This is a genomic window from Vibrio sp. ED002, assembly GCF_023277445.1.
Classification (GTDB): domain Bacteria; phylum Pseudomonadota; class Gammaproteobacteria; order Enterobacterales; family Vibrionaceae; genus Vibrio; species Vibrio jasicida.
On the sequence record NZ_CP080238.1, the window covers coordinates 2,693,531 to 2,716,451 of the forward strand.

Annotated in this window: 25 protein-coding genes; 17 read left to right on the plus strand and 8 right to left on the minus strand. The window is 46.9% G+C overall.

Going from position 1 to position 22,921, the window contains the following annotated elements:
• The first annotated feature begins 129 nt into the window (after positions 1–129).
• The 4 genes from ITG12_RS12520 (at position 130) to ITG12_RS12535 (ending at position 5,010) form a co-directional block, all read left to right on the plus strand.
• Positions 130–1,341 carry an aspartate aminotransferase family protein gene (locus ITG12_RS12520; RefSeq protein ID WP_248873111.1) on the plus strand — a complete coding sequence of 404 codons (1,212 nt, stop codon included), beginning with the start codon at positions 130–132 and terminating at the stop codon, positions 1,339–1,341.
• Positions 1,342–1,449: 108 nt separating this feature from the next.
• A complete protein-coding gene (gene astA, locus ITG12_RS12525) occupies positions 1,450–2,469 on the plus strand; it encodes an arginine N-succinyltransferase (protein ID WP_038871998.1) in 1,020 nt (339 codons plus the stop codon).
• A gap of 28 nt (positions 2,470–2,497) precedes the next feature.
• A complete protein-coding gene (gene astD, locus ITG12_RS12530) occupies positions 2,498–3,955 on the plus strand; it encodes a succinylglutamate-semialdehyde dehydrogenase (protein ID WP_248873112.1) in 1,458 nt (485 codons plus the stop codon).
• A gap of 263 nt (positions 3,956–4,218) precedes the next feature.
• The gene (locus ITG12_RS12535; protein ID WP_038877272.1) at positions 4,219–5,010 is read left to right on the plus strand and encodes a DUF1338 domain-containing protein; all 792 of its coding nucleotides are present in this window, start codon (positions 4,219–4,221) and stop codon (positions 5,008–5,010) included.
• Between the two features lie 227 nt (positions 5,011–5,237).
• Here the strand turns inward: ITG12_RS12535 and crp are convergent, their stop codons facing one another.
• From crp to ITG12_RS12565, 6 genes are all read right to left on the minus strand, one after another.
• Positions 5,238–5,870 (minus strand): cAMP-activated global transcriptional regulator CRP, encoded by a 633-nt coding sequence (crp, locus tag ITG12_RS12540; protein WP_005381432.1) that lies wholly within the window; start codon positions 5,868–5,870, stop codon positions 5,238–5,240.
• Positions 5,871–6,109: 239 nt separating this feature from the next.
• Positions 6,110–6,979: a phosphoribulokinase gene (locus ITG12_RS12545; protein WP_005432770.1), complete on the minus strand. Its 870-nt coding sequence runs from the start codon at positions 6,977–6,979 to the stop codon at positions 6,110–6,112.
• A 124-nt stretch (positions 6,980–7,103) separates the two neighbouring features.
• Positions 7,104–7,316, minus strand: coding sequence for a YheU family protein (locus ITG12_RS12550; protein WP_038877274.1), 213 nt, complete (start codon positions 7,314–7,316; stop codon positions 7,104–7,106).
• 65 nt (positions 7,317–7,381) lie between these two features.
• Entirely contained in the window at positions 7,382–8,389 is a 1,008-nt protein-coding gene (locus tag ITG12_RS12555; protein ID WP_038871988.1) for a hydrolase, read from the minus strand.
• Between the two features lie 100 nt (positions 8,390–8,489).
• Positions 8,490–8,969, minus strand: coding sequence for a TIGR02444 family protein (locus ITG12_RS12560; RefSeq protein WP_038871985.1), 480 nt, complete (start codon positions 8,967–8,969; stop codon positions 8,490–8,492).
• Positions 8,966–10,885 carry an ABC transporter ATP-binding protein gene (locus ITG12_RS12565; protein ID WP_248873113.1) on the minus strand — a complete coding sequence of 640 codons (1,920 nt, stop codon included), beginning with the start codon at positions 10,883–10,885 and terminating at the stop codon, positions 8,966–8,968. The genes ITG12_RS12560 and ITG12_RS12565 overlap by 4 nt, the downstream gene beginning before the upstream one ends.
• Positions 10,886–11,062: 177 nt before the next feature.
• Here ITG12_RS12565 and kefG point away from each other — a divergent pair, with 177 nt between their 5' ends.
• The 5 genes from kefG to ITG12_RS12590 all read left to right on the plus strand — a co-directional run bounded on the left by kefG (position 11,063) and on the right by ITG12_RS12590 (position 15,404).
• Positions 11,063–11,650, plus strand: coding sequence for a glutathione-regulated potassium-efflux system ancillary protein KefG (gene kefG, locus ITG12_RS12570; RefSeq protein ID WP_248873114.1), 588 nt, complete (start codon positions 11,063–11,065; stop codon positions 11,648–11,650).
• Positions 11,634–13,430 (plus strand): glutathione-regulated potassium-efflux system protein KefB, encoded by a 1,797-nt coding sequence (gene kefB / locus ITG12_RS12575; RefSeq protein ID WP_045400892.1) that lies wholly within the window; start codon positions 11,634–11,636, stop codon positions 13,428–13,430. Before kefG ends, kefB begins: the two co-directional genes overlap by 17 nt.
• A 35-nt stretch (positions 13,431–13,465) precedes the next feature.
• Positions 13,466–13,666: a YheV family putative zinc ribbon protein gene (locus ITG12_RS12580; protein ID WP_010443959.1), complete on the plus strand. Its 201-nt coding sequence runs from the start codon at positions 13,466–13,468 to the stop codon at positions 13,664–13,666.
• Positions 13,667–13,754: 88 nt separating this feature from the next.
• A complete protein-coding gene (gene slyD / locus ITG12_RS12585) occupies positions 13,755–14,330 on the plus strand; it encodes a peptidylprolyl isomerase (protein ID WP_038871977.1) in 576 nt (191 codons plus the stop codon).
• A gap of 132 nt (positions 14,331–14,462) precedes the next feature.
• Positions 14,463–15,404, plus strand: a complete 942-nt coding sequence (locus ITG12_RS12590) for an isoaspartyl peptidase/L-asparaginase (RefSeq protein ID WP_038872047.1) — start codon at positions 14,463–14,465, stop codon at positions 15,402–15,404.
• Between the two features lie 80 nt (positions 15,405–15,484).
• Here ITG12_RS12590 and ITG12_RS12595 read toward each other — a convergent pair whose 3' ends face one another.
• Both ITG12_RS12595 and ITG12_RS12600 read right to left on the minus strand, forming a co-directional pair.
• Complete coding sequence (locus tag ITG12_RS12595; protein WP_005438375.1) at positions 15,485–15,712, minus strand: SlyX family protein; 228 nt, start codon at positions 15,710–15,712, stop codon at positions 15,485–15,487.
• Positions 15,709–16,695 carry a PQQ-binding-like beta-propeller repeat protein gene (locus tag ITG12_RS12600; protein WP_038871975.1) on the minus strand — a complete coding sequence of 329 codons (987 nt, stop codon included), beginning with the start codon at positions 16,693–16,695 and terminating at the stop codon, positions 15,709–15,711. The genes ITG12_RS12595 and ITG12_RS12600 overlap by 4 nt, the downstream gene beginning before the upstream one ends.
• Positions 16,696–16,823: 128 nt before the next feature.
• Between ITG12_RS12600 and fkpA the strand changes: the two genes are divergently transcribed.
• The 8 genes from fkpA (at position 16,824) to fusA (ending at position 22,862) form a co-directional block, all read left to right on the plus strand.
• Positions 16,824–17,606, plus strand: coding sequence for an FKBP-type peptidyl-prolyl cis-trans isomerase (gene fkpA / locus ITG12_RS12605; protein WP_038871973.1), 783 nt, complete (start codon positions 16,824–16,826; stop codon positions 17,604–17,606).
• 144 nt (positions 17,607–17,750) lie between these two features.
• On the plus strand, positions 17,751–18,467 hold the full coding sequence (locus tag ITG12_RS12610; RefSeq protein ID WP_038871970.1) for a transcriptional regulator: 717 nt from the start codon (positions 17,751–17,753) through the stop codon (positions 18,465–18,467).
• A 2-nt stretch (positions 18,468–18,469) separates the two neighbouring features.
• Positions 18,470–18,865, plus strand: coding sequence for a sulfurtransferase complex subunit TusD (gene tusD / locus ITG12_RS12615; RefSeq protein WP_038877279.1), 396 nt, complete (start codon positions 18,470–18,472; stop codon positions 18,863–18,865).
• Complete coding sequence (gene tusC / locus ITG12_RS12620; RefSeq protein ID WP_038877282.1) at positions 18,862–19,218, plus strand: sulfurtransferase complex subunit TusC; 357 nt, start codon at positions 18,862–18,864, stop codon at positions 19,216–19,218. The genes tusD and tusC overlap by 4 nt, the downstream gene beginning before the upstream one ends.
• Before the next feature lie 7 nt (positions 19,219–19,225).
• Entirely contained in the window at positions 19,226–19,501 is a 276-nt protein-coding gene (tusB, locus tag ITG12_RS12625; RefSeq protein WP_038877285.1) for a sulfurtransferase complex subunit TusB, read from the plus strand.
• A gap of 178 nt (positions 19,502–19,679) precedes the next feature.
• A complete protein-coding gene (gene rpsL, locus ITG12_RS12630; protein WP_004399892.1) occupies positions 19,680–20,054 on the plus strand; it encodes a 30S ribosomal protein S12 in 375 nt (124 codons plus the stop codon).
• A gap of 100 nt (positions 20,055–20,154) precedes the next feature.
• Positions 20,155–20,625, plus strand: a complete 471-nt coding sequence (rpsG, locus tag ITG12_RS12635; protein ID WP_005438390.1) for a 30S ribosomal protein S7 — start codon at positions 20,155–20,157, stop codon at positions 20,623–20,625.
• A 137-nt stretch (positions 20,626–20,762) separates the two neighbouring features.
• The gene (gene fusA, locus ITG12_RS12640) at positions 20,763–22,862 is read left to right on the plus strand and encodes an elongation factor G (protein WP_038871960.1); all 2,100 of its coding nucleotides are present in this window, start codon (positions 20,763–20,765) and stop codon (positions 22,860–22,862) included.
• Positions 22,863–22,921 lie beyond the last annotated feature (59 nt).

Below are 22,921 nucleotides of genomic sequence, written 5' to 3' on the forward strand. Positions count from 1 at the left end.
TATTGAAATGGTTAATCAAATGTAAATACAATGCCGTATTAGCTTAAATGCAAAACATTATTTGCTGGCAAAGAGTGCTGGTTAAATTCGCTTATCTGCTAGGCATGCGGTATCAAGAAGGAATGTGCAATGACAACGGAAAACAAAGTAGAGCGCGGTTTATTCGATAAGGTAATGGTACCTTGCTATAACCCGATGGAAATGATTCCTGTAAAAGGTGAAGGTTCACGTATTTGGGATCAGAACGGAAATGAATACATCGACTTTGCTGGTGGTATTGCGGTGAGCTGTCTTGGTCATTGTCACCCAGTTATGGTGAACGCATTGACTGAGCAAGGTAACAAGCTTTGGCATCTAAGTAATGTTATGACTAACGAGCCTGCACTTCGACTGGCGAAGAAGCTAACAGAAGTGAGCTTTGCCGAGCGCGTGTTCTTTGCTAACTCTGGCGCAGAAGCGAACGAAGCAGCACTGAAGCTGGCGCGCCGTTATGCAGCAGACGTTCATGGCACTGAGAAATCTGAAATCATCGCATTCAAACAAGGTTTCCACGGTCGTACTTTCTTCACCGTAACGGTAGGCGGCCAAGCGGCTTACTCTGACGGTTTCGGTCCTAAACCAGGCGACGTAACGCACCTCCCTTACAATGATATCGAAGCGCTGCAAGCACATATGTCTGATCGCACTTGTGCGGTGATGATGGAGCCTCTACAAGGTGAGGGCGGCATCATTCCACCAACACCTGAATTCGCTCAAGCGGTTCGCGAGCTGTGTGACAAGCACAACGCACTACTGATCTTCGATGAAGTTCAAACAGGTAACGGTCGTACTGGTCACTTCTACGCATACCAAGGTCTAGGCATTACGCCAGACATCCTAAGCACTGCGAAATCATTAGGCGGCGGTTTCCCTATCGGTGCTATGCTGACGACAGAGAAACTGTCTGAACACATGAAAGTCGGCACGCACGGTTCTACATACGGCGGTAACCCGCTAGCATGTGCCGTTGCCGAAGCGGTCGTTAATGAAGTGACTAAACCAGAAGTACTGGCTGGTGTACTAGAGCGTGAAGCGATGTTCCGTGAGGGTCTAGATAAGATCAACGCGAAATACAACATCTTCTCTGAAGTGCGCGGTAAAGGTCTACTGCTTGGTGCTGCACTGAACGAAGAGTGGCAAGGTCGTGCGCGTGACGTACTGGTTGCTGCGGGTAAACAAGGTCTCATGGTATTGGTTGCGGGTGCCAATGTCGTACGTTTCACACCATCACTCGTTATCACACAACAAGAAATCGAAGAAGGTTTGGCGAAGCTGGACAAAGCGATCGCAACACTGGTCTAAGCGCGGTCCCCATTTATCGTCAACCTAGAAACCCCCATCAAGGATCTCTGATGGGGGTATTGTTCCTACAATATAGTTAGGATCTTCTTGCATCTGGAGGGAGTATTGATGCTAGTAGTTCGCCCTATCGCAATGTCGGATTATGACGCGCTGCACACCTGTGCGGTTGAGTCTGGTCATGGGTTTACATCTCTACCGGTTAACGAAGAACTGTTAACCAATCGAATTAAACATTCAGAGTACAGTTTTGGCAAACCTGACGTGAACGAAGCCGGTGATGAAGGCTACCTAATGGTGGGCTTTGAATCTGAAACTGGTGAAGTCGCAGGTACCACAGGTATTGAAGCTTCAATCGGCTGGGATGTGCCTTTTTATTCTTACCACATCAGTAAAGTGGTGCACTCGTCACCAAAGCTTGGCGTAAACAACGTGGTTAAGCTGCTGACGTTTGGTAACAACTACACGGGTAACAGCGAAATCTGTACCTTGTTCCTACGCGAGAAATTCCGTGGTGGCTTGAACGGGCGTCTGATGTCTAAGTGTCGTTTCTTAATGATGGCAGAGCACCCAGAACGCTTCTCGGAAACTATCTTTGCTGAAATGCGTGGTGTTTCTGATGATCAGGGCAACTCACCATTCTGGCAATGGCTTCAAGAGCATTTCTTCTCTATCGATTTCACGCTTGCGGATTACCTAACCGGTATCGGTAAGAAAGGTTTTATCGCTGATTTGATGCCGAAATTGCCAATCTACATCAACTTGCTAAGCCCAGAAGCACAAGCCGTAATAGGTAAGGTGCACGATAACACGCGTCCTGCTCTGAAGCTGCTTGAGCGCGAAGGTTTTACTAACCGTGGTTACGTCGACATCTTCGATGGTGGCCCAACGGTGGAGTGTGATCTACGCAATATCGAATCGGTACGTCACTCGTTCCGTGCCCAAGTCAAAATCTCTGAGCATACCAGTACTCAAGACTTCTTGATGTGTAACTCGTCATTCGAGAACTTCCGTGCTGCAGCTGCAAAAGCGGCTTACGACGCTGAAACGCAAAGCGTTGTATTGGCTCCTGAACTTGCTGATGCGCTTTTGGTTGAGGAAGGGGATTTTGTTCGCCTTCTTCCGCAGTAACTGACGACAGAATTTAAGGATAGAAACAATGACACATTGGATTGCAGGTGAATGGGTACAAGGTCAGGGTGAAGGATTTACGTCTCTGTCGCCGTACAACCAAGAAGTGATATGGCAAGGCAACGGTGCAATGGCAGAACAAGTGAACCAAGCGGTTTCGGCGGCACGTGAAGCGTTTGTTGATTGGAAGAAGCGCCCATTTGCAGAGCGAGAAGCGATCGTGTTGGCTTTTGCTGAAAAAGTAAAAGAGCACAGCGAAAAAATCGCCGAAGTGATTGCCAAAGAAACCGGTAAGCCGATTTGGGAAACACGCACCGAAGCGGCAGCAATGGCAGGTAAAATTGCGATTTCCATCCGTGCTTACCATGACCGTACGGGTGAAGCTGCACGTGAAGCCGCAGGCAACCAAATTGTATTGCGCCACCGCCCACTGGGTGTGATGGCGGTATTCGGTCCTTATAACTTCCCAGGTCACTTGCCAAATGGTCACATCGTGCCAGCACTACTGGCTGGTAACACCGTTGTCTTTAAACCGTCTGAGCAAACGCCATGGACGGGTGAACTCGCTATGAAGCTGTGGGAAGAGGTCGGTCTACCAAAAGGTGTGATTAACCTAGTCCAAGGTGCGAAAGAAACTGGCATTGCGCTTGCGGATGCGAAAGGCATTGATGGAGTGCTGTTCACCGGTAGTGCAAACACAGGTCATGTTTTGCATCGTCAGTTTGCTGGTCAGCCGGGCAAAATGCTGGCGCTTGAAATGGGTGGCAATAACCCGATGGTTATCTCGGATAACTACGGCGACCTAGATGCGACGGTTTATACCATCATCCAATCGGCTTTTATCAGTGCAGGTCAGCGCTGTACTTGTGCACGTCGTCTTTACATTCCATTTGGCGACAAGGGTGATGCCGTCATTACTAAGCTGGTGGAAGCGACACTCAATATTAGAGTCGGCCAACCATTTGCAGAACCTGCGCCATTTATGGGACCACAGATTTCGGTCGCGGCAGCTAAATTCATTCTGGATGCACAAGCAAACCTACAAGCACTTGGTGGAGAAAGCTTGATTGAAGCGAAAGCAGGCGAAGCGGCATTTGTTTCTCCAGGAATTATTGATGTGACGAACATTGCTGAACTGCCAGATGAAGAGTACTTCGGTCCACTTCTGCAAGTTGTGCGCTACGAAGGGCTAGAGAAAGCGGTAGAACTGGCTAACGATACACGCTTTGGCCTTTCTGCGGGTCTGGTTTCAACCGACGACCAAGAGTGGGAATACTTCGTGGACCACATTCGTGCCGGCATCGTGAACCGCAACCGCCAGCTAACGGGCGCAAGTGGTGACGCACCATTTGGTGGTCCGGGTGCGTCGGGCAACCTACGTCCAAGTGCTTACTACGCAGCAGACTACTGTGCGTATCCAATGGCATCAATGGAAGGACAAGAGACGGTCTTGCCTGCCACATTGAGTCCGGGTGTAAACCTGTAATAGAGAAAAACGAAGCGGTGACAAAGTATCGCCGCTTCTCTCTGCCGGAGCTATTTACCAAGTTAGGATTCTGGTAAGCGCGCTGGCAAACGCCAAAGGCGAGCTTAAGACTCTCCAGTGCGTGTTGACTGACTGGCACTTATGCCACACATACCGTCACAGGTTGATGACCGCTCGTTCGTGATTCTGGACAGCCTCCGGGCTGTGAACGAGCGGTCAACTTCTCTTACCCCTAACTCTACATTGCATAACAAGGAGTCGTTATGACGCCCGATGTGTTATTTGAATCGCTATGGCAAGATTACATTAAACGTCTTTGTCCTTCCGCTGCTAAAGTCCATCAACTTCTTCAAGAAGATGAGCCTCTGATTAATGACCATATTGCTCTACGTACGTTTAATGTCGATCCCCTAGGCATTGAAACGTTAGCGAAGCCATTCTTGGCGGTGGGCTACAAAGCCTGTGGTGACTACGTATTTGAAAGCAAAAAGCTGGTAGCAAAACATTTTGAGCACCCAGATCCAAAACAACCAAAAGTCTTCATCAGTGAGTTGAAAGTGGATGAGTGCTCACCAGAGCTACAAGCCATTGTTCATAAATTGGTAGAGCAGGTTGATGCTTCTAAACTGACAGGCAGTGACTTCTTATACGGCGGACGTTTGTGGAACCTCAGCTATGCTGACTTCCAAACCTTGGCGAAAGAGAGTGAATACGCTTCTTGGCTTGCTGCGCACGGTTACGGAGCTAACCACTTCACAGTGAGCGTTAATCAACTCAACCAGCATCAAGAAGTGAAGCAAGTGAACGACTACCTACGCACTGCTGGCTTCACCATCAACGAGAATGGCGGTGAAGTAAAAGGCACGCCAGAGGTGCTACTAGAGCAGTCATCGACCATGGCAGACAAAGTGCCAGTGACCTTTACTGAAGGCGTTGAGGTGATTCCTGGAGGCTTCTACGAGTTTGCTAAGCGCTATCCAATGGATAACGGTGAGTTGTACCCAGGATTTGTGGCTGCATCGGCAGATAAGATTTTCGAAAGCACCAACGGTTAAAGAAGAGGCGAGAACGGGCTACGCCCTCTAGATGCCGGAATGCTTCGCTGCGGGAGGTTTTAACTCTCGGAATCTGAGAGGGCTATATCTCGGAGGATGAAGTCCGATCTCGGAATGCAGTGTTCCCAATTCTCGGCTCTTTGTTTTCCGTTCCCGATTCCCAAAAAACAAAAAAGCCACCAAACTTGCATTTGGTGGCTTTTAAATTTTTTAAACGTTAATCGAGATTAACGAGTCCCGTAAACAACGATAGTTTTACCGTGCGCAGAAATTAGGTTCTGCTCTTCTAGCATCTTCAAGATACGACCTACTGTCTCACGAGAACAGCCAACGATTTGGCCGATTTCTTGACGAGTGATCTTGATTTGCATGCCGTCTGGGTGCGTCATCGCATCTGGCTGTTTAGCAAGGTTCAGAAGAGTCTGAGCGATACGACCAGTTACGTCTAGGAACGCTAGGTCACCCACTTTTTGGCTAGTAACTTGTAGACGACGAGCCATCTGCGCAGAAAGGCGCATTAGGATGTCTGGGTTAACTTGGATAAGTTGACGGAATTTCTTGAAAGAAATCTCAGCCACTTCACAAGGAGATTTAGCGCGAACCCAAGCTGTACGCTCTTGGTCTTCTTCGAATAGACCAAGTTCACCAATGAAGTCGCCCTGGTTTAGGTAAGAAAGGATCATTTCCTTACCTTCTTCGTCTTTGATAAGAACCGCAACAGAACCTTTAACGATGTAGTACAAAGTCTCTGCTTTTTCGCCCGCGTGAATTAGCGTGCTTTTTGATGGGTACTTATGAATATGACAGTGTGAAAGAAACCACTCTAATGTTGGGTCGGTTTGAGGTTTACCTAGAACCATAATATCTCACTTCCTCTGCAGGGTACGCTTGCGCTATCCATATTTTAGCTAAGCCTGAATTGGCCTACTAGAATAAGAGCACTTTTTATATGCTGCAAGCTCTCTTGTGTTTCGGTTAGAAATAGTATCCTTTTTCGAAAACGATTTCTTGATTTTAATCGTGCCATCATTGAGATTTTGTAAGCAAAACTGTGCACATGATCACGGTATGAAAAGTAAACACTACGATTGCAAGGTTTTTAGCCAATTTTCCCTGTTTCGATAAGTTGCTGCAGAATCGGCCTTACTATGAGCTCCATTGCAAAGCTCATCTTACCGCCTGGTACCACAATAGTATTGTGGCGAGACATGAATGAGCCATCAATCATTGCCAGTAAATAAGGAAAGTCGACATTCTTTATGCCGCGAAGGCGTATGACAACAAAACTCTCATCTAAACTTGGGATGCCTTTGGCATTGAGTGGGTTGGATGTATCGACCGTTGGGACACGCTGAAAGTTGATGTGCGTTCGAGAGAACTGCGGGGTGATGTAGTTTAGGTAGTCATCCATTGAGCGCACGATCGAATCCATGACCGCTTCTCTTGAGTGACCACGATCGCGCGTGTCACGAACGAACTTTTGAATCCATTCTAAGTTGACGATTGGCACCATGCCAATTAGAAAGTCGACGTGACGTGCCACATTGACATCGCCATCCACCACGCCACCATGCAAGCCTTCGTAGAACAAGACATCACTGTTTTCTGGCAGATCTTGCCAAGGTGTAAAGGTGCCCGGCATTTGGTTATATGGGACCGCTTCATCAAAGGTGTGCAGATAACGGCGCACGCTGCCAGTGCCATCTTCACCAAACTGACGAAAGAACTCTTCTAACCCCGGAAAGTCATTGGCTTGTGGACCAAAGTAACTGATGTGTTTGCCTTGCTCGCGGGCTTTACGGATTTCGACGTCCATTTCTGGACGAGTAAAACGGTGAAAGCTATCGCCTTCGACCCATGCAGGTTTGACGTTCATCATATTGAACATCTTGCGGAAGGCTTCAGATGTGGTGGTGGTACCGGCACCGGATGAACCAGTGACCGCAATGATTGGATGTTTAGCTGACATGACAAACCTTGTCGAAAATTACTTACCTGTAAAGTGCAGCATGCGTATGCTGCACGGTCGATAACCCACTATAGCACGTAACAAGCCCTTGTCATCGAGTGGGATACGGTAAAATGTGAAGGGTCTAAAACTTTGCTTTTAATTGAATATCTACTGTTTCATGTAGCTCAGAAAAGACGATGAGTGCTTCACCTTTTTCTAATTGGTATTTGACCTGATCGATTTTACTTTGCAGTGAAACTTCGACCGAGCCATAGTCGGTGCCTTCACGTAGTACGAATTCACGAATCAAATTTTCCAGCGTTTCTGGCGCGATGTCTTGCCAAGGGATGACCATAAATACCTCAAACTTTTATGATGTTTAAGCGCGCCTTGGGTTGGAGTCTGGCGCGCCTAAGTAGTTTACTGTGTTCGTGGCACGGATACAGCAGAAAGGTACTCCGCAGCGATACTTTCGTAATAAGCAGGTAGGGCTTCTTCTAACCAAAACTTTGGTTTGAGAGCGGTTCCCGTAAGAAAACCCACATGCCCCCCATGCTCATAAAGTCGGTAATCGATGTTATCTGGCAACACAAATTTCGGGATCACTTCTTCCGTCATAAACGGATCGTCTTTTGCGTGGATTATCAGCGTCGGTAGAGTGATCTGTTGCAGCTTGCTTAAGCCAGAACATTGATCGTAATAATCTTGTGCGTCTTTAAAGCCATGCAGAGGGGCTGTGATCAAGTCGTCGAACTCATACAAGCGAGTCACACGTTTGATCGAGTTATACGACAGTGCGAGTTCGCCTTGGATTAAGTCATGCTTTTGCAGTGCATTACGCTTTAGTGAAGAGAGTAAGTAACGTCGATAGACCTTCGAGAAGCCTTGCTCAATACGATTGGCACATGCCGCTAAATCAAGCGGTGCAGAAACAATCGTCGCGGCACTCAAGATCGGGTCACCTTTGTACTTAGCTAAATAGTTCGCCAGCATGTTACCGCCGAGGGAGATCCCTACTGCGATTTTTGGATTGTTGGGGAACTGCTGATTGAGCTGCTCAAGAAAGAAACGAGCATCCGTTACTTCGCCAGAATGATAGGCGCGGGCTTTCTTGTTTGGCTTACCACTGCAACCACGAAAGTGCATCATCACTGAAAGCCAACCCGATTTCGAGAAGGCGTTCATCAAACCGTTCGCATACGGGCTGTAGAAGCAGCCTTCCAAGCCATGAAAGAGGACGAAGATTGGTTTGTTGCGTGCGGCTTCGGAATCTGGCTGCTGGGACCACGCCAAATCGAGGAAGTCACCATCCGGTGTATCGAGTGTTTGCCAAATAGGCGTAAACAGCGCTTTCTTGCGAATAAAGCGCGGTAATAGCGTCTGAAGGTGCGGGTTCTTAATCCCGGCGGCTGCGAAAAATTGTGTCATACCTAACTGCTCTTATATGGTCCTTCAATGTTCGCTGAAGAACTTATTAATATAATCCTTTATAGCTTTAGTATAGATATTTTACTGGTTTATGACTGATTTATGGATGCTGAATTTTTGGAACTGGAAGGGAAAACGCTTGTTGAAGGTGCTCACCACCGAGCTGCCGACAATATCTTAGCGTTAATGGATCGCCATCGTTACTGACTAATTTTAACGAGTTGACGCAGTCAACGAGGTCGGATTGTTGCTGTTTTTCTAACTGCAGTTCGAACTGTAGTGCTTCGCGATAAAGGGCATCGTTGACTTGCGATTTTAGATGGCGACGTAACTCACGGTAGGAGTGCAGAAGGGTTTCGCTTCGACCAAGGCAACCTTGGACTAAATGCCAGTCCTGTTCTTGAAAAATGACTTGCTGCTCATCGAGCCATCTGAGCAGCAGTAGTAGATTCACATTGCCGTGATAGTTATTTTGCAACGACAAGCACGCTTCCTTCACTTCTCGCACACCATAAAATTGCAGACTGAACTGCCAAAGGTGTTCTAGGGTGAGAGTGTATTCTGCGTGCTCTTTTGTCATTGATTAAACTCTAGCTCCATCTGCTCTAACGTTTCTTGAGCAGACATCCATTCCATCTCTACGTCTTCAAGCTCAGATTTACTCGACGCTTGAAGTGCCAATACTTCATTAAGTTTAGCCTTGTTTTCTGCTTCATACAGAGAGTTATCCGATAATTGCTCTTCTGCTGATGCCAATGCTTCGCCTAACTTATCCATTTTATTTTCTAACTGTGTCAGGGTTTTGCGAATTGGCGCTGTCTGTTTACGAAATTCTGCGTCACGTCGCTTCTGCTCTTTTTTTGCCGCAGCGCTGTTGTTGTTGTCTTTCTCTGGTTGTGCCGCTTGTGCTTCTTTACGCTCGGCTCTTTGTTGCTCTGTTAGCCACTTGTAGTAGTCATTGAGGTCACCATCAAATGGTGCGACTTGGCGGTCATGTACCAGATACAAGTCGTCCGTTGTTGCGCGCAGCAAGTAACGGTCGTGCGAAACAATGACCATCGCACCTTCAAAGGTTTGCAGTGCCATGGTCAATGCTTGGCGCATGTCCAAATCTAGGTGGTTGGTTGGTTCATCGAGTAGCAATAGGTTGGGTTTTTGCCACACAACTAATGCCAATACTAAACGCGCTTTTTCACCTCCAGAGAACGGTGCGACTTTTTCTAGTGCTTTATCACCTTGGAAGCCAAAGCTACCTAAGTAATCACGCAGTTGTTGTTCAGTTTGGTCTGGTGCAATCTGCATCATGTGTTGTAGTGGTGTTTCTTCTGGGTGCAGTGTTTCTAGTTGGTGCTGTGCGAAGTAACCGATCTTCACGCCTTGTGAGTATGTGAGATCGCCGCCTTGCGCTTTTAGCTCACCAGACAACAGTTTGATCAAGGTTGATTTACCTGCGCCGTTACGACCAAGTAGACCAATACGACTGCCTGGGACCAGATTCAAGCGGATCTTTTCTAAGATCAGGTTGTCACCGTAACCTGCCGATACCTCATCCATCATCATGATTGGGTTTGGCAAAGCCGCTGGCTCGCGGAATTGAAAGTTAAACGGGTTATCGAACTGTGCTGGCAGCACTTTTTCCATACGTTCTAGAGCCTTGATGCGGCTTTGTGCTTGGCGGGCTTTAGATGCTTTGTAACGGAAGCGGTCGATGTAGCTTTGCATGTGCGACATCTGTTTCTGTTGCTTCTCGAACATGGCTTGTTGCAACACCATTTTTTGCGCGCGCTGATTTTCAAACGACGAGTAGTTGCCTGTGTATTCGTTTAGCTGCTGGTTTTCGATGTGAATAATACGACCAACAATTGGATCTAAAAAGTCACGGTCGTGCGAGATAAGAAGCAATGTGCCTGGATAGTTTTGTAACCAACGTTCCAGCCACATTACTGCATCTAAGTCCAAGTGGTTGGTTGGTTCGTCAAGTAACAGTAAGTCTGAACGACACAATAGCGCTTGAGCCAAGTTGAGGCGCATACGCCAGCCACCTGAGAACTGAGTCAGATTCCAGCTCATTTGTTCTTGGCTAAAGCCCAGACCGTCAAGCAGTTCGGCAGCACGCGCGCGAATACTGTAACCACCAATGGTTTCAATTTTTCCGTGGATCTCTGCAACCAACGTACCGTTGTCTTTTTCTTCGGCAATCATCAGTTGTTGCTCAAGACCGCGAAACTCTCGATCACCATCAATGACATATTCAATTGCGCTGCGGTCTAGTGCGGGAGTTTCCTGCGCTACCCATGCCAATTCCCAATGTTGCGGTTGACTGAATGAGCCAGCGTCAATCGACAATTCGTCTTTCAGGAGTGCGAATAGAGTCGATTTACCGCAACCGTTTTTACCAACCAGACCCACTTTGTCGCCAGGGTGAATGGTTGCAGAAGCTTGGTCTAAAAGAGGTTTACCGCCACGCAGTAACTGAATATCTGAAAAGGTAATCATAGGGCTTTAGTTCACTTTGCGCAGCGCGCGTTTCTTCGTCATTTATCTCGCGGTGAATAGTAGGGCTATTGGCGGGAAAAGTCGATCTCTGACCTTTAATTGCATTATGCTATACAAAAAAGTATAACAAACTGATAACGATAATTTTCCCTGAGAAATTAAAACAAGGACGACCATTTGGCTGTTGCAGCGTCTTATCCCCCAAGAGTTCTGGTGATTTATGCTCACCCTGAGCCGCAAAACTCCATTGCCAATCAAGTGATGATAAAAAAAATTCAATCACTTGAGCACGTCACTGTGCATGATCTTTATGGTGCGTATCCTGATTTCTTTATTGATGTGAATTACGAACACGACCTGTTGATGACGCACGATGTGATCGTTTTTCATCATCCCCTCTATATGTATTCTTGCCCTGCGCTACTAAAAGAGTGGTTAGATCGCGTGCTAGGTAAAGGGTTTGCGTTTGGCGATGGCTGTGCACTTGAAGGTAAATATTGGCGTAGTGTTATCACCACGGGAGGCAAAGAAGATGCCTTTAGCCCACTTGGGTATAACAAATATCCATTAGAACAGATCTTACAACCTTTCGAGTTAACCGCTGCTCTTTGTCAAATGCACTGGATGGAACCTCTGGTGTTGTACTGGTCACGTAATGTCTCGGATATTGAGCGTTATCAGCATGCGGAACAATATCGTCAATGGCTGAACAACCCTTTGAATGAGTGGGGAGTACAAGGAGGTCATCATGGCGATAACCAGTGAGTTTCTTCAAAGCAGCGTGGTATTCCTTTCTGCTGCTGTCGTAGCAGTGCCGATTGCTCAGCGACTTGGTTTGGGCTCCGTGCTTGGCTACCTGATTGCTGGTGTTTTAATTGGTCCTTGGGGGCTGGGTTTGATCAGCGATGTGGATGCGATTCTCCACTTTGCTGAACTTGGGGTGGTGTTGCTGCTGTTCTTAATTGGCTTGGAGTTAAACCCCAAAAAACTATGGCAAATGCGTGGACCAATACTTGGACTTGGGGGGGCTCAAGTCATTGTGACGACTGCCGTGATTGGCAGTATCGTCAGCCTGTTTGGTTTGAGCATGCAAGTGAGCTTAGTGATCGGCATGGGATTAGCACTCTCATCCACCGCGATTGCACTTAAAGTGATAGAAGAGCAAGGACAAGCCGGAACGGAAACCGGACAATCGGGCTTTGCGGTACTGTTATTCCAAGATATTGCTGTAATCCCAATGCTTGCCATGTTGCCATTACTCGCTGGTGGCACCAGTGGCGGTGATTGGCTGGATGCCTTGTGGGTGTTAGCCTCGGTGATCGGTTTATTGATAGGTGGTCACTTTTTACTGCGCCCTTTATTTCGTTTTGTCGTGATGAGTGGTGTGCGTGAACTTTTCACCGTTGCTGCTCTTCTAGTGGTACTTGGCATTTCTGTCGCTATGCAAAAGCTGGGGCTGTCGATGGCACTCGGTACTTTCTTAGCGGGCGTATTGCTGGCGGAAAGTGAATATCGTCATGAGCTGGAAATCGCGATAGAACCTTTTAAAGGTCTGCTACTTGGCTTGTTCTTTATCGCTGTTGGTATGGCGGTGAATTTGGGCTTATTAGCACTTCAACCGTTTGCGATTATTAGTGCCGTGATTGCCCTTGTTGTAGTTAAAGGCTTGGTGCTCTACGTTCTGGCGCGTACCGCCCGAGTTCGCGCAAAGTCGCGTAGTCGTATGGCGGCGATTTTGAGCCAAGGTGGTGAGTTTGCGTTTGTGATTTTCACCGCGGCAAGCCAAGAAGGTATCTTAACCAAAGAGCAAGTTTCCTTCTTATTAGTTGTGGTGAGTTTGTCGATGGTGACGACACCATTGCTGCTCATGGGACAGAAAAAATGGTTTGCTCATACGCTGAACCAAGAAGAAGAGAGCGTGGCTAGCAATGTTGTTGATCGTCGACCTCGAGTGATCATCGCAGGCTTTGGCCGTTTTGGTCAGATTGTTGGGCGCCTAATGTACGCCAACAAGATCAAAGTAACGGTACTAGAAAGTGACGCGAGCCAAATTCACTTGCTGCGTAAATACGGCTATAAGGTGTTTTATGGTGATGCGACTCAGATTGATTTGTTACGTGCCGCAGGTGCAGACAAAGCGGAAGCGCTGGTTATCTGTACCGATTCACCAGATGAGGTCATGGCGATTGTCGACATTTGTCGTGAGTACTTCCCGAATTTGAAGATCCTTGCGCGTGCACGCAGCCGTGTGGAAGCTTATCAGTTAATGAATCACGGTGTGCAAAACTACTCGCGTGAAACCTTTTTGGGCGCATTAGATCTAGGTCGCCAAGCGCTCGTAGAACTAGGTATGCATCCGTATCAAGCAAAGCGGGCAGAAGCACATTTTCGTAAACTAGATAATGCTATGCTCAAAGACTTATTGCCTCAACATAATGAGGATAAGGAACTTGCTCAACGCTCGAAAGAGGCACGCAAAGAACTAGAAGAAATCTTCGGTCGCGAAATGGAAAGCGATCAACAGTCGCCAAATCATTGGAAGTAGTACCCGCACGGTATTAAGCGGGAAAAGGAACAAAAGTGAAAGCCAAGAAACGTTTTATCGCGGGTGCAAGCTGCCCGCAGTGTAGCCAGCAAGATACGTTGCGCTGGTGGATTGAGAACAATATCGAGTTAGTTGAATGTGTAGATTGTGATTACACCGAGCAGCGTAAACCACAATCTGTAGAAAAAAATAAACACTCAGAACAAGAAATGATCGGGATTTTTAAGCCTGAGTAATTGAACTTCGTTAATTGATCCCCATAATACTACCATCTCGGTACTTAACCCCATTTTGGTTAAGTCAGTTAATCTCCCTGGAGTTAGTATGAAAATTGAAAAGAACGTTGTTGCAAGCCTTGCATACAAAGTAATGATGGAAGACGGTGTTGTTGTTGATCAATCAACAGCTGACGCGCCTCTTGATTACCTACACGGTCACAACAACCTAATCACTGGCCTTGAGAAAGAGCTAGAAGGTAAAGTGGCTGGCGACAAGTTTTCAGTAACAGTAGCTCCTGAAGATGCTTACGGCGATCACAACGACGCTCTAGTACAGCGCGTTCCTGCTGACGTATTCCAAGGCGTTGAGCAAATCGAAGTTGGCATGCGTTTCCTAGCAGACACTGACCAAGGTCCAATCCCTGTAGAAGTGACTGAAGTTGATGGCGACGAAGTTGTTGTAGACGGCAACCACATGCTAGCTGGCCAAACACTAACTTTCGAAGTTGAAGTTATGGCTACTCGTGAAGCAACAGCTGAAGAGATCGAACACGGTCACATCCACCAAGGTGGCGGTTGTTGTGGCGGTCACGACCATGACCACGAAGGCGGCTGCTGCGGTGGCGAAGAAAAAGCTGACGACCACGAATGCTGTGGCGGCGGCGGTTGCGGTTCTCACTAATCGCACGCTCTTCCTCTAGATAGCATTATCTAGAACAAGCTTTTAAAAGCGCAAGTTGAGGTTTCAACTTGCGCTTTTTGTTTATCTGGGGTGTAGTGCAAATCATACAAGGAATAACAGTTGGACAAAGCGATGACGAAACCTTTCTCGATTGCCATTCACGGTGGTGCAGGTACCATTTTGCGGGCACAGATGAGCGATGAACTGCAACAATCCATTTTGACGGATTTAGAAGCTGCGGTGAAAGCGGGTCATCAAATCTTAACAAAAGGTGGTGAAGCCTTAGATGCGGTCGTTGCTGCGGTAAAAGTGCTAGAAGACTCCCCTAATTTCAATGCAGGCAAAGGCTCGGTTCTTACTCATACTGAAATGGTAGAAATGGACGCCTCTGTAATGGATGGTAGAAACCAAGCGGCAGGTGCTGTTGCCGGTGTTCGTCATATTAAGAATCCCATTGAGCTCGCTCGTGATGTAATGAAAAACAGCAACCATGTGCTGTTAGTTGGCGAGGGCGCTGAGAAATTTGCTTTCGAACAAGGCCACGAGTACACCGAGCAAGATTACTTCTTCACTGATCGTCGCTATGAACAACTGATTTCTATGCGCGAGAAAGGCTTGTTTGCTCTTTCCGAGTCCCGTTATCCAGATGACCGTAAACACGGTACGGTTGGTGCGGTTGCATTGGACCAACAAGGCAACTTAGCGGCAGCAACCAGCACTGGCGGTGTGACCAACAAGAAATACGGTCGCGTGGGCGATTCCGCTCTGATTGGGTGCGGCACGGTGGCAGAGAATGGTGTTGTAGCGGTTTCCACTACAGGTGTCGGCGAGTTCTTTATCCGTAAACGAGTGGCGGAAGATGTCGCAGCGCGCATGCGTTATTTGCAAGAAAACGTCCACACGGCTTGTGAACATATCATCCAAGGTGAACTTAAAGAGATGGGCGGAGAGGGCGGTCTAATTGCCATCGATGCACAAGGTGAGTTGCACTTTGCGATGAACAGTTCTGGTATGTATCGAGCTGGGATCAACACTCAAGGTGAGTTGAGCGTAAACATTTACTCTGACGAGTAGCGATTCGCTTTCTCAAAGACAACAAAGCCCAGATAAGAGTCTGGGCTTTGTGTTATTTACTGCACTAGGATTCGGATGAATCAGTAGTGCGGTGGTGGTGTTTCTTCTGATGGATCGGCCAAATTCGACGAATCCATATTCTTCACTTTACCTACCACGTATTTCATCTGATCGAGCATCTTGGTGATTTGCAGTTGCTGCTGTGACAAGGCACCGTTCAGATCTTCAATCGTCTGTTCTTGGAACGCAAGCTGACACTCTAAGTCATTAATGCGAGCTTCCAATTGCTGAATAAGTTTTTCTGTCATGATCCGTTCTCTAGCTGCCAAGCTTGGGCAATGCCCGCAGAAGTGGCAGTAATTATACGTTGCTTGGAATCAAAGGCTGCATCATACACGACCGCACGAGGAGGGCGAGTATCTTTTTTCGGCTCGACTTCAAATCTATCGACTCGTTTTCCCGTGTGAGTATCCCATACCATCACGCGCCCTGAAGGCGTTCCTGTAACTAACAAGCTGCCATCGTCTGAGAATCGAGCCGTCGAGAAGATCAACTGACGAGACCAACTGCTTAGCTGTGTCACTTCTTCTCCAGTTTCTAAGTCCCAGATGATGGCTTGATTACCGCCATCGGACGTCATGGCCAGTTTCCCATCCCGTTGAAGCGCGACTCTGACCACGCGTTGTTCGTGTTCAAAGCTGCGCAATACTAGCCCGGTTTCGGTATCCCACAGATACGCTTTGTAGTCATTACCGCCCGTTAAGGCGAAGCGGCCATTGGGAGATATCGCCACGGAATTGACTTTTTCTTGGTGTGCAAGGAACTCTAGCCTGCGACCAGTGACTAAGTTGACGTGAATCGCTTTACCGTTGGACAAGCCAAGCAACACTTGTTCTCCGTTACTGGTGATATCAACGTCTCGAATCAGCGCGTCATCGATAGACCAAAGTCCTTCGGCTTGAGTCCATCCGAGATCCCACACAGCGAAGTTCATTTGGCTTGCAGTGACGGCATAGCGGCCATTGTCCGAAATGCGAATATGGGAGACCACATTCGCAGCTTGATCGAGTTCACCCAGCTTTGCGAGTTGTTTGTTTTGCTCCAAATCCCAAAGAACCAACTGGTGCTCTTTGGAGTACAGCAGTGCAAATCGGCCATCTCGACTGAGCGCAAAGCTGGTGGAACCTTGTGGTTCGAGTGACCAACGTTGAACGTCATGATCGGTAAAAAAGCATCCATTTAACGTGGTGATGACAATTAAATATAGGAATAAATGAGAAATTCTTTGCATCACATCTAATAATCCGGTTTGTGTCTTAAGACATATAGCTAGTATATTGGTATAACGATTGTCTTCACTAGTCTCATCGAAGATTTGTGCACAACAACCAGTGGCTAAGCCATTATTGGGAGAATTTAATGAAATCAGTTTTAAAAGTGTCGCTACTTGCTGCAACAGTAATGCTAGCGGTAGGTTGTCAAAAAGAAGAAACAAAACCAGAAGCAGCACCTCAAGCAGAACAAGTTCAAGCAGAAACTGGTAAAGCAGTTCACTTTAAAACCGACGATGACAAAGCGGCGTACGCGATCGGTGTTTCATTTGCTAACTACCTGAGCACGAGTATCGATAAGCCAAGCGAAATCGGTATCGACCTAAACAAAGACCTAGTTCTTAAAGGTATCGAAGACGTATTCAAAGACAAAGCTGCGCTAAACGAGGAAGAAACTCGTGCTGCTCTAGAGTCTCTAGATAAGCGTGTTGCTGAGAAGATGCAAAAGCAAGCCGCTGAAAAAGCGGCTGAAGCGAAGAAAGCAGGTGATGACTTCCGTGCTGAGTTCGAAAAGCAAGAAGGCGTAGTTAAGACAGATTCTGGCCTACTTTACCAAGTAATCACGCCTGCTGAAGGTGAGAAGCCAAAAGACACTGATACGGTTCAGGTACACTACAAAGGTACTCTGATCGACGGTACTCAGTTCGACAGTTCTTACGATCGTGGTGAGCCAGCAACGTTCCCACTAAACCGCGTTATCCCTGGTTGGACTGAAGGTGTTCAGCTAATGCCTGTAGGCTCTAAGTTCAAATTTGTTATCCCGCCAGAGCTAGCATATGGTGATCAAGACACACCAAGCATCCCAGCTAACTCAACGCTTGTATTCGAAGTTGAACTACTAAAGGTTGAGAACGATCAAGCTGCTAAGTAATAACAGACAGCGATAACTCGATGAAAAAAGGCCCGTTTTACGGGCCTTTTTTGTTCTAGGTCACTAGTTGATGAGTTTGCTAGGTTGCCTTTCAAATTTTCTGATAAACTTACACCAATTTGTTGATTTTTCGCTCGAAGGCTTATGACAACTACAGAAACAATAAATGCGGAGATGTTGCTCGAAATGGAATCTGTCAACGTGATGCCATTTTCTGAGCACGATAAAATCATCTTGAGATCTTACGAAGCGGTCGTGGACGGCATCGCCAGTTTGATTGGTCCCTTTTGTGAGATCGTTCTTCACTCTCTTGAAGATCTCAATACCTCTGCAATCAAAATCGCCAATGGTGAAAACACTGGCCGTCAGGTCGGTTCTCCGATTACCGACTTAGCGCTAAAGATGTTGAAAGACATTGAAGGCTCTGAACGTAACTTCTCACGTTCGTACTTCACCCGTGCAAAAGGTGGTGTACTCATGAAGTCGATCACCGTTGCTATCCGCAATGGTGAAAACCGAGTGATTGGCCTGCTTTGTATTAACGTCAACCTTGATGCGCCGTTCTCCCAAGTGCTGCAATCTTTTATGCCGACACAAGAAGCAAAAGAGGCGGCGTCTTCAGTAAACTTCGCCAGCGATGTTGAAGAACTTGTCGATCAAACCGTTGAGCGCACGATTGAAGAAATCAATGCAGACAAATCGGTATCGAACAATACGAAAAACCGTCAGATCGTCATGGAATTGTACGATAAAGGTATCTTCGATATTAAAGACGCCATCAACCGCGTTGCCGATCGTCTAAACATTTCTAAGCATACGGTTTACCTTTATATTCGTCAGCGTAAAACTGAGGACGAATAAGCGTGAGTGGATTAACTTACACGCTAGTGGTGAACGGTCCGGTTTACGGCAGCCAATCGGCACGCAGTGCATACCAATTTGCTAAAGCAGTCATTGAACAAGAACACACTCTAGTGAGTGTGTTCTTTTATCAAGACGGCGTCACCAATGGTACAGCTCTGAGCGTGCCCGCCAATGATGAGTTTGACCTAGCTAAAGCATGGCAATCACTCGCACAGCAACACGATGTTCGTTTGGAAACGTGTGTGGCAGCGGCTTTACGTCGCGGTATCATCAGCGAAGATGAAGCCAATCAACATGGTCTTGAGCAGAACAACCTAGCGACAGGGTTCGAACAAGCTGGTTTGGGCAGCTTAGCCGAAGCTATGTTAACGCAAGATAGAGTGGTGCAGTTTTGAGTCAGTTAACTTACCTATTTCGTAGCGCACCTCATGGTAGTAATGCGGGGCGTGAAGGTGTGGATGCGCTGCTAGCGGCGTCGGCGTACTGTGAAGACATCACCGTCTTATTTGTTGGTGATGGTGTCTACCAGTTACTGCTTGGACAGGAGCCAAATGGCATCTTAAGCAAAGACTACGCACCAATGCTAAAGCTGTTCGACTTGTACGATATTGAGCAAGTGTTTGTTTGTGCTGGTTCGCTTGCCGAGCGTGGCTTGGCTCAAGCCGATTTAGTCATTGATGCCGAGTCTCTAAATACCGAGCAACTCAAAGCTAAACTGCAACAAGCTAGCAAACTGCTGTCATTCTGAGGAAGCCATGTTACATATCATCAAATCCGTAGCAGCATTAGACGATGCAATGGCACTGTACAGTGAGCAAGATGATGTCTTGCTGATTGAAGAGGCGGTTTATGCCGCTAACCCTCAACATAAAGCATTTGCAAAGGTAAAAGGCCCCGCTGTGTTTGCTTTACAGAGTGATATCGAAGCTCGCGGAATCACCAATCGTATAAGCCCGTCTATTACCGTTATAAACTATTCAGGTTTTGTCGAACTCACGACAAAACAGGCGAAATCTCTGACTTGGGATTAGCCCTTTATTCCTGTCGATTGAGCTTTACGGACGAATTACCCTAATTGAACAAAAAAGATCCGTATATTTCTTGACACACCTCTCACTGCTGCATAGAATTTTGCGTCCCTAACTGCCAAGAGTCGTTAGGGATAGATTTTTCACAAAGCTTACTTTCAAGTAAATCAGGAGCTAGTTAATGGCAACTATTAACCAGTTGGTACGTAAGCCACGTGCAAAGCAAGTTGTTAAAAGCAACGTGCCTGCACTAGAAGCGTGCCCACAAAAACGTGGTGTATGTACTCGTGTTTACACAACTACACCTAAAAAACCTAACTCAGCACTTCGTAAAGTTTGTCGTGTACGTCTGACAAACGGCTTCGAAGTTACATCGTACATCGGCGGTGAAGGTCACAACCTTCAAGAGCACAGTGTTGTACTAATCCGTGGCGGTCGTGTAAAAGACCTTCCGGGTGTACGTTACCACACTGTTCGCGGTGCACTTGACTGTGCTGGCGTTAACGACCGTAAACAAGGTCGTTCTAAGTACGGTGTGAAGCGTCCTAAGTCTTAATGGATTCCGTTAAGTAAGGCCAAACACTAAATTATTTTTAATTTTTTGAAAAAACTGAAAAGTTTTGGATAAAACCTGAAGAAGACAACGGAGAAAATCCATGCCACGTCGTCGCGTCATTGGTCAGCGTAAGATCCTTCCAGATCCAAAGTTCAAATCTGAACTGCTGGCAAAATTCGTTAACATCCTAATGGTTGACGGTAAAAAATCTACTGCAGAGAAAATTGTTTACACTGCACTAGATTCTATGGCTGAAAAGTCTGGTAAAGACCACTTAGCTATTTTTGAAGAAGCTCTTGAAAATGTTCGCCCAGCGGTAGAAGTTAAATCTCGCCGTGTAGGTGGTTCAACTTACCAAGTACCTGTAGAAGTTCGTCCGGTTCGCCGTAACGCACTTGCTATGCGTTGGTTGGTTGAAGCTGCGCGTAAGCGTGGTGAAAAATCTATGGCTCAACGCCTAGCTGCTGAAATGCTAGACGCGTCTGAGAACAAAGGTACTGCGGTTAAGAAACGTGAAGACGTTCACCGCATGGCTGACGCAAACAAAGCGTTCGCACATTACCGTTGGTAATACCTTTTCAGTGCTGCAAGGTTCCTTGCAGCACTTCTTTAGTTCCTATGCCTATGCTAGGAACTATTGCTATATCTAGGGGATAGCATTTTTAGCTATAGCAATAGTCCCTATCTCTAAGTTAAGAGGATTCAATCGTGGCTCGCAAAACTCCTATTGAGCGCTACCGTAATATCGGTATCTGTGCTCACGTAGATGCTGGTAAAACAACCACTACTGAACGTATTTTGTTCTACACTGGTCTGTCTCATAAAATTGGTGAAGTTCACGATGGCGCAGCAACCATGGACTGGATGGAGCAGGAGCAGGAACGTGGTATCACTATCACTTCAGCTGCAACTACTACTTTCTGGCGTGGTATGGAAGCACAATTCCAAGAGCACCGCGTAAATATCATTGATACCCCTGGACACGTTGACTTTACTATCGAAGTAGAGCGTTCTCTGCGCGTACTTGATGGTGCAGTTGTTGTGTTCTGTGGTTCATCTGGTGTTGAACCTCAGTCTGAAACTGTATGGCGTCAAGCTGACAAGTACCACGTTCCACGTATGGTATTTGTAAACAAGATGGACCGTGCAGGTGCAGACTTCCTACGCGTTGTGGACCAAATTAAAAACCGTCTTGGTGCGAATCCTGTTCCAATCCAACTGAACGTTGGTGCAGAAGATGATTTCCGTGGTGTTATCGACCTAATCAAGATGAAAATGATCAACTGGAATGAAGCCGACCAAGGCATGTCGTTCACATACGACGAAATTCCAGCAGACATGCAAGAGCTTGCTGAAGAATGGCGCAACAACCTAGTTGAAGCGGCAGCGGAAGCAACTGAAGAGCTAATGGACAAGTACCTTGAAGAGGGTGAACTGTCTGAAGCTGAGATCAAACAAGCTCTACGTACTCGTACACTAAACAACGAAATCGTACTGGCTACTTGTGGTAGTGCGTTCAAAAACAAAGGTGTTCAAGCAGTACTAGACGCAGTGATTGAATTCTTGCCATCGCCAGTTGATGTTCCTGCAATTAAAGGCATCGACGAAAGAGAGAACGAAGTTGAGCGTCACGCAGACGACAACGAACCGTTCTCAGCACTAGCATTCAAGATCGCGACTGACCCATTCGTGGGCACGCTAACTTTCATGCGCGTTTACTCCGGTGTTGTGAACTCAGGTGATGCTGTTTACAACTCAGTAAAAGACAAGAAAGAGCGTTTCGGTCGTATCGTACAGATGCATGCGAACAAGCGTGAAGAAGTAAAAGAAGTTCGCGCTGGTGATATCGCAGCTGCTATCGGTCTGAAAGACGTGACAACAGGTGACACGCTATGTGATCAGAACCACAAAGTGATTCTAGAGCGCATGGAGTTCCCTGATCCGGTAATTCAGATCGCGGTAGAGCCTCGTTCTGTTGCCGATCAAGAGAAGATGGGTATTGCACTAGGTAAACTAGCGGCAGAAGATCCATCATTCCGCGTAGAGACGGACGACGAAACAGGTCAGACACTGATCTCTGGTATGGGTGAGCTTCACCTAGATATCATCGTTGATCGTATGAAACGTGAATTCAGCGTTGACTGTAATGTTGGTAAACCTCAGGTTGCGTACCGTGAAACAATCCGTGGCAACGCGGAAGTTGAAGGTAAATTTGTACGTCAATCTGGTGGTCGTGGTCAGTATGGTCACGTATGGATCAAACTGGAGCCATCTGAACCTGGCGAAGGTTTTGTCTTTGTTGACGAAATTGTGGGTGGTGTTGTTCCTAAGGAATACATCAACTCGGTAGCGAAAGGTATCGAAGAGCAAATGAACAGCGGTGTTCTAGCGGGTTATCCTGTATTAGATATTAAAGCCACTCTGTTTGATGGTTCTTACCACGATGTTGACTCTAACGAGATGGCGTTTAAAATCGCTGGCTCGATGGCATTCAAGAAGGGTTCATTAGAAGCACAGCCTGTTCTTCTTGAGCCAATGATGAATGTTGAAGTAACTACTCCTGAAGATTGGATGGGTGATGTTGTTGGTGACCTTAACCGCCGTCGCGGTATGATCGAAGGTATGGACGATGGTGTGGCTGGTATTAAGATCATCCGCGCTCAAGTACCACTATCTGAGATGTTTGGTTACGCAACGGACCTACGTTCTGCAACTCAAGGCCGTGCGTCTTACTCTATGGAGTTTAACGAGTACGCTGAAGTACCGAAAAACTTCGCAGATAAAATCATTGCAGACCGTGGTTACTAATAGACGATTGAGCTAAAAAAGTTTACGACTTTTTGCTAGATCAAGCCGTCGAAATATTG

What these genes read in the sequence shown, in the direction of transcription:
- ITG12_RS12520 (WP_248873111.1), top strand. Translation starts at nt 130, where the DNA reads ATGACAACGGAAAACAAAGTAGAGCGCGGTTTATTCGATAAGGTAATG.
- ITG12_RS12600 (WP_038871975.1), bottom strand. Translation starts at nt 16,695, where the DNA reads ATGCAAAGAATTTCTCATTTATTCCTATATTTAATTGTCATCACCACG.
- ITG12_RS12560 (WP_038871985.1), bottom strand. Translation starts at nt 8,969, where the DNA reads ATGACAAAAGAGCACGCAGAATACACTCTCACCCTAGAACACCTTTGG.
- ITG12_RS12535 (WP_038877272.1), top strand. Translation starts at nt 4,219, where the DNA reads ATGACGCCCGATGTGTTATTTGAATCGCTATGGCAAGATTACATTAAA.
- tusB (WP_038877285.1), top strand. Translation starts at nt 19,226, where the DNA reads ATGTTACATATCATCAAATCCGTAGCAGCATTAGACGATGCAATGGCA.
- ITG12_RS12590 (WP_038872047.1), top strand. Translation starts at nt 14,463, where the DNA reads ATGACGAAACCTTTCTCGATTGCCATTCACGGTGGTGCAGGTACCATT.
- crp (WP_005381432.1), bottom strand. Translation starts at nt 5,870, where the DNA reads ATGGTTCTAGGTAAACCTCAAACCGACCCAACATTAGAGTGGTTTCTT.
- ITG12_RS12555 (WP_038871988.1), bottom strand. Translation starts at nt 8,389, where the DNA reads ATGACACAATTTTTCGCAGCCGCCGGGATTAAGAACCCGCACCTTCAG.
- ITG12_RS12550 (WP_038877274.1), bottom strand. Translation starts at nt 7,316, where the DNA reads ATGGTCATCCCTTGGCAAGACATCGCGCCAGAAACGCTGGAAAATTTG.
- slyD (WP_038871977.1), top strand. Translation starts at nt 13,755, where the DNA reads ATGAAAATTGAAAAGAACGTTGTTGCAAGCCTTGCATACAAAGTAATG.
- kefB (WP_045400892.1), top strand. Translation starts at nt 11,634, where the DNA reads ATGGCGATAACCAGTGAGTTTCTTCAAAGCAGCGTGGTATTCCTTTCT.
- ITG12_RS12545 (WP_005432770.1), bottom strand. Translation starts at nt 6,979, where the DNA reads ATGTCAGCTAAACATCCAATCATTGCGGTCACTGGTTCATCCGGTGCC.
- rpsL (WP_004399892.1), top strand. Translation starts at nt 19,680, where the DNA reads ATGGCAACTATTAACCAGTTGGTACGTAAGCCACGTGCAAAGCAAGTT.
- ITG12_RS12610 (WP_038871970.1), top strand. Translation starts at nt 17,751, where the DNA reads ATGACAACTACAGAAACAATAAATGCGGAGATGTTGCTCGAAATGGAA.
- astA (WP_038871998.1), top strand. Translation starts at nt 1,450, where the DNA reads ATGCTAGTAGTTCGCCCTATCGCAATGTCGGATTATGACGCGCTGCAC.
- ITG12_RS12565 (WP_248873113.1), bottom strand. Translation starts at nt 10,885, where the DNA reads ATGATTACCTTTTCAGATATTCAGTTACTGCGTGGCGGTAAACCTCTT.
- fkpA (WP_038871973.1), top strand. Translation starts at nt 16,824, where the DNA reads ATGAAATCAGTTTTAAAAGTGTCGCTACTTGCTGCAACAGTAATGCTA.
- ITG12_RS12595 (WP_005438375.1), bottom strand. Translation starts at nt 15,712, where the DNA reads ATGACAGAAAAACTTATTCAGCAATTGGAAGCTCGCATTAATGACTTA.
- astD (WP_248873112.1), top strand. Translation starts at nt 2,498, where the DNA reads ATGACACATTGGATTGCAGGTGAATGGGTACAAGGTCAGGGTGAAGGA.
- rpsG (WP_005438390.1), top strand. Translation starts at nt 20,155, where the DNA reads ATGCCACGTCGTCGCGTCATTGGTCAGCGTAAGATCCTTCCAGATCCA.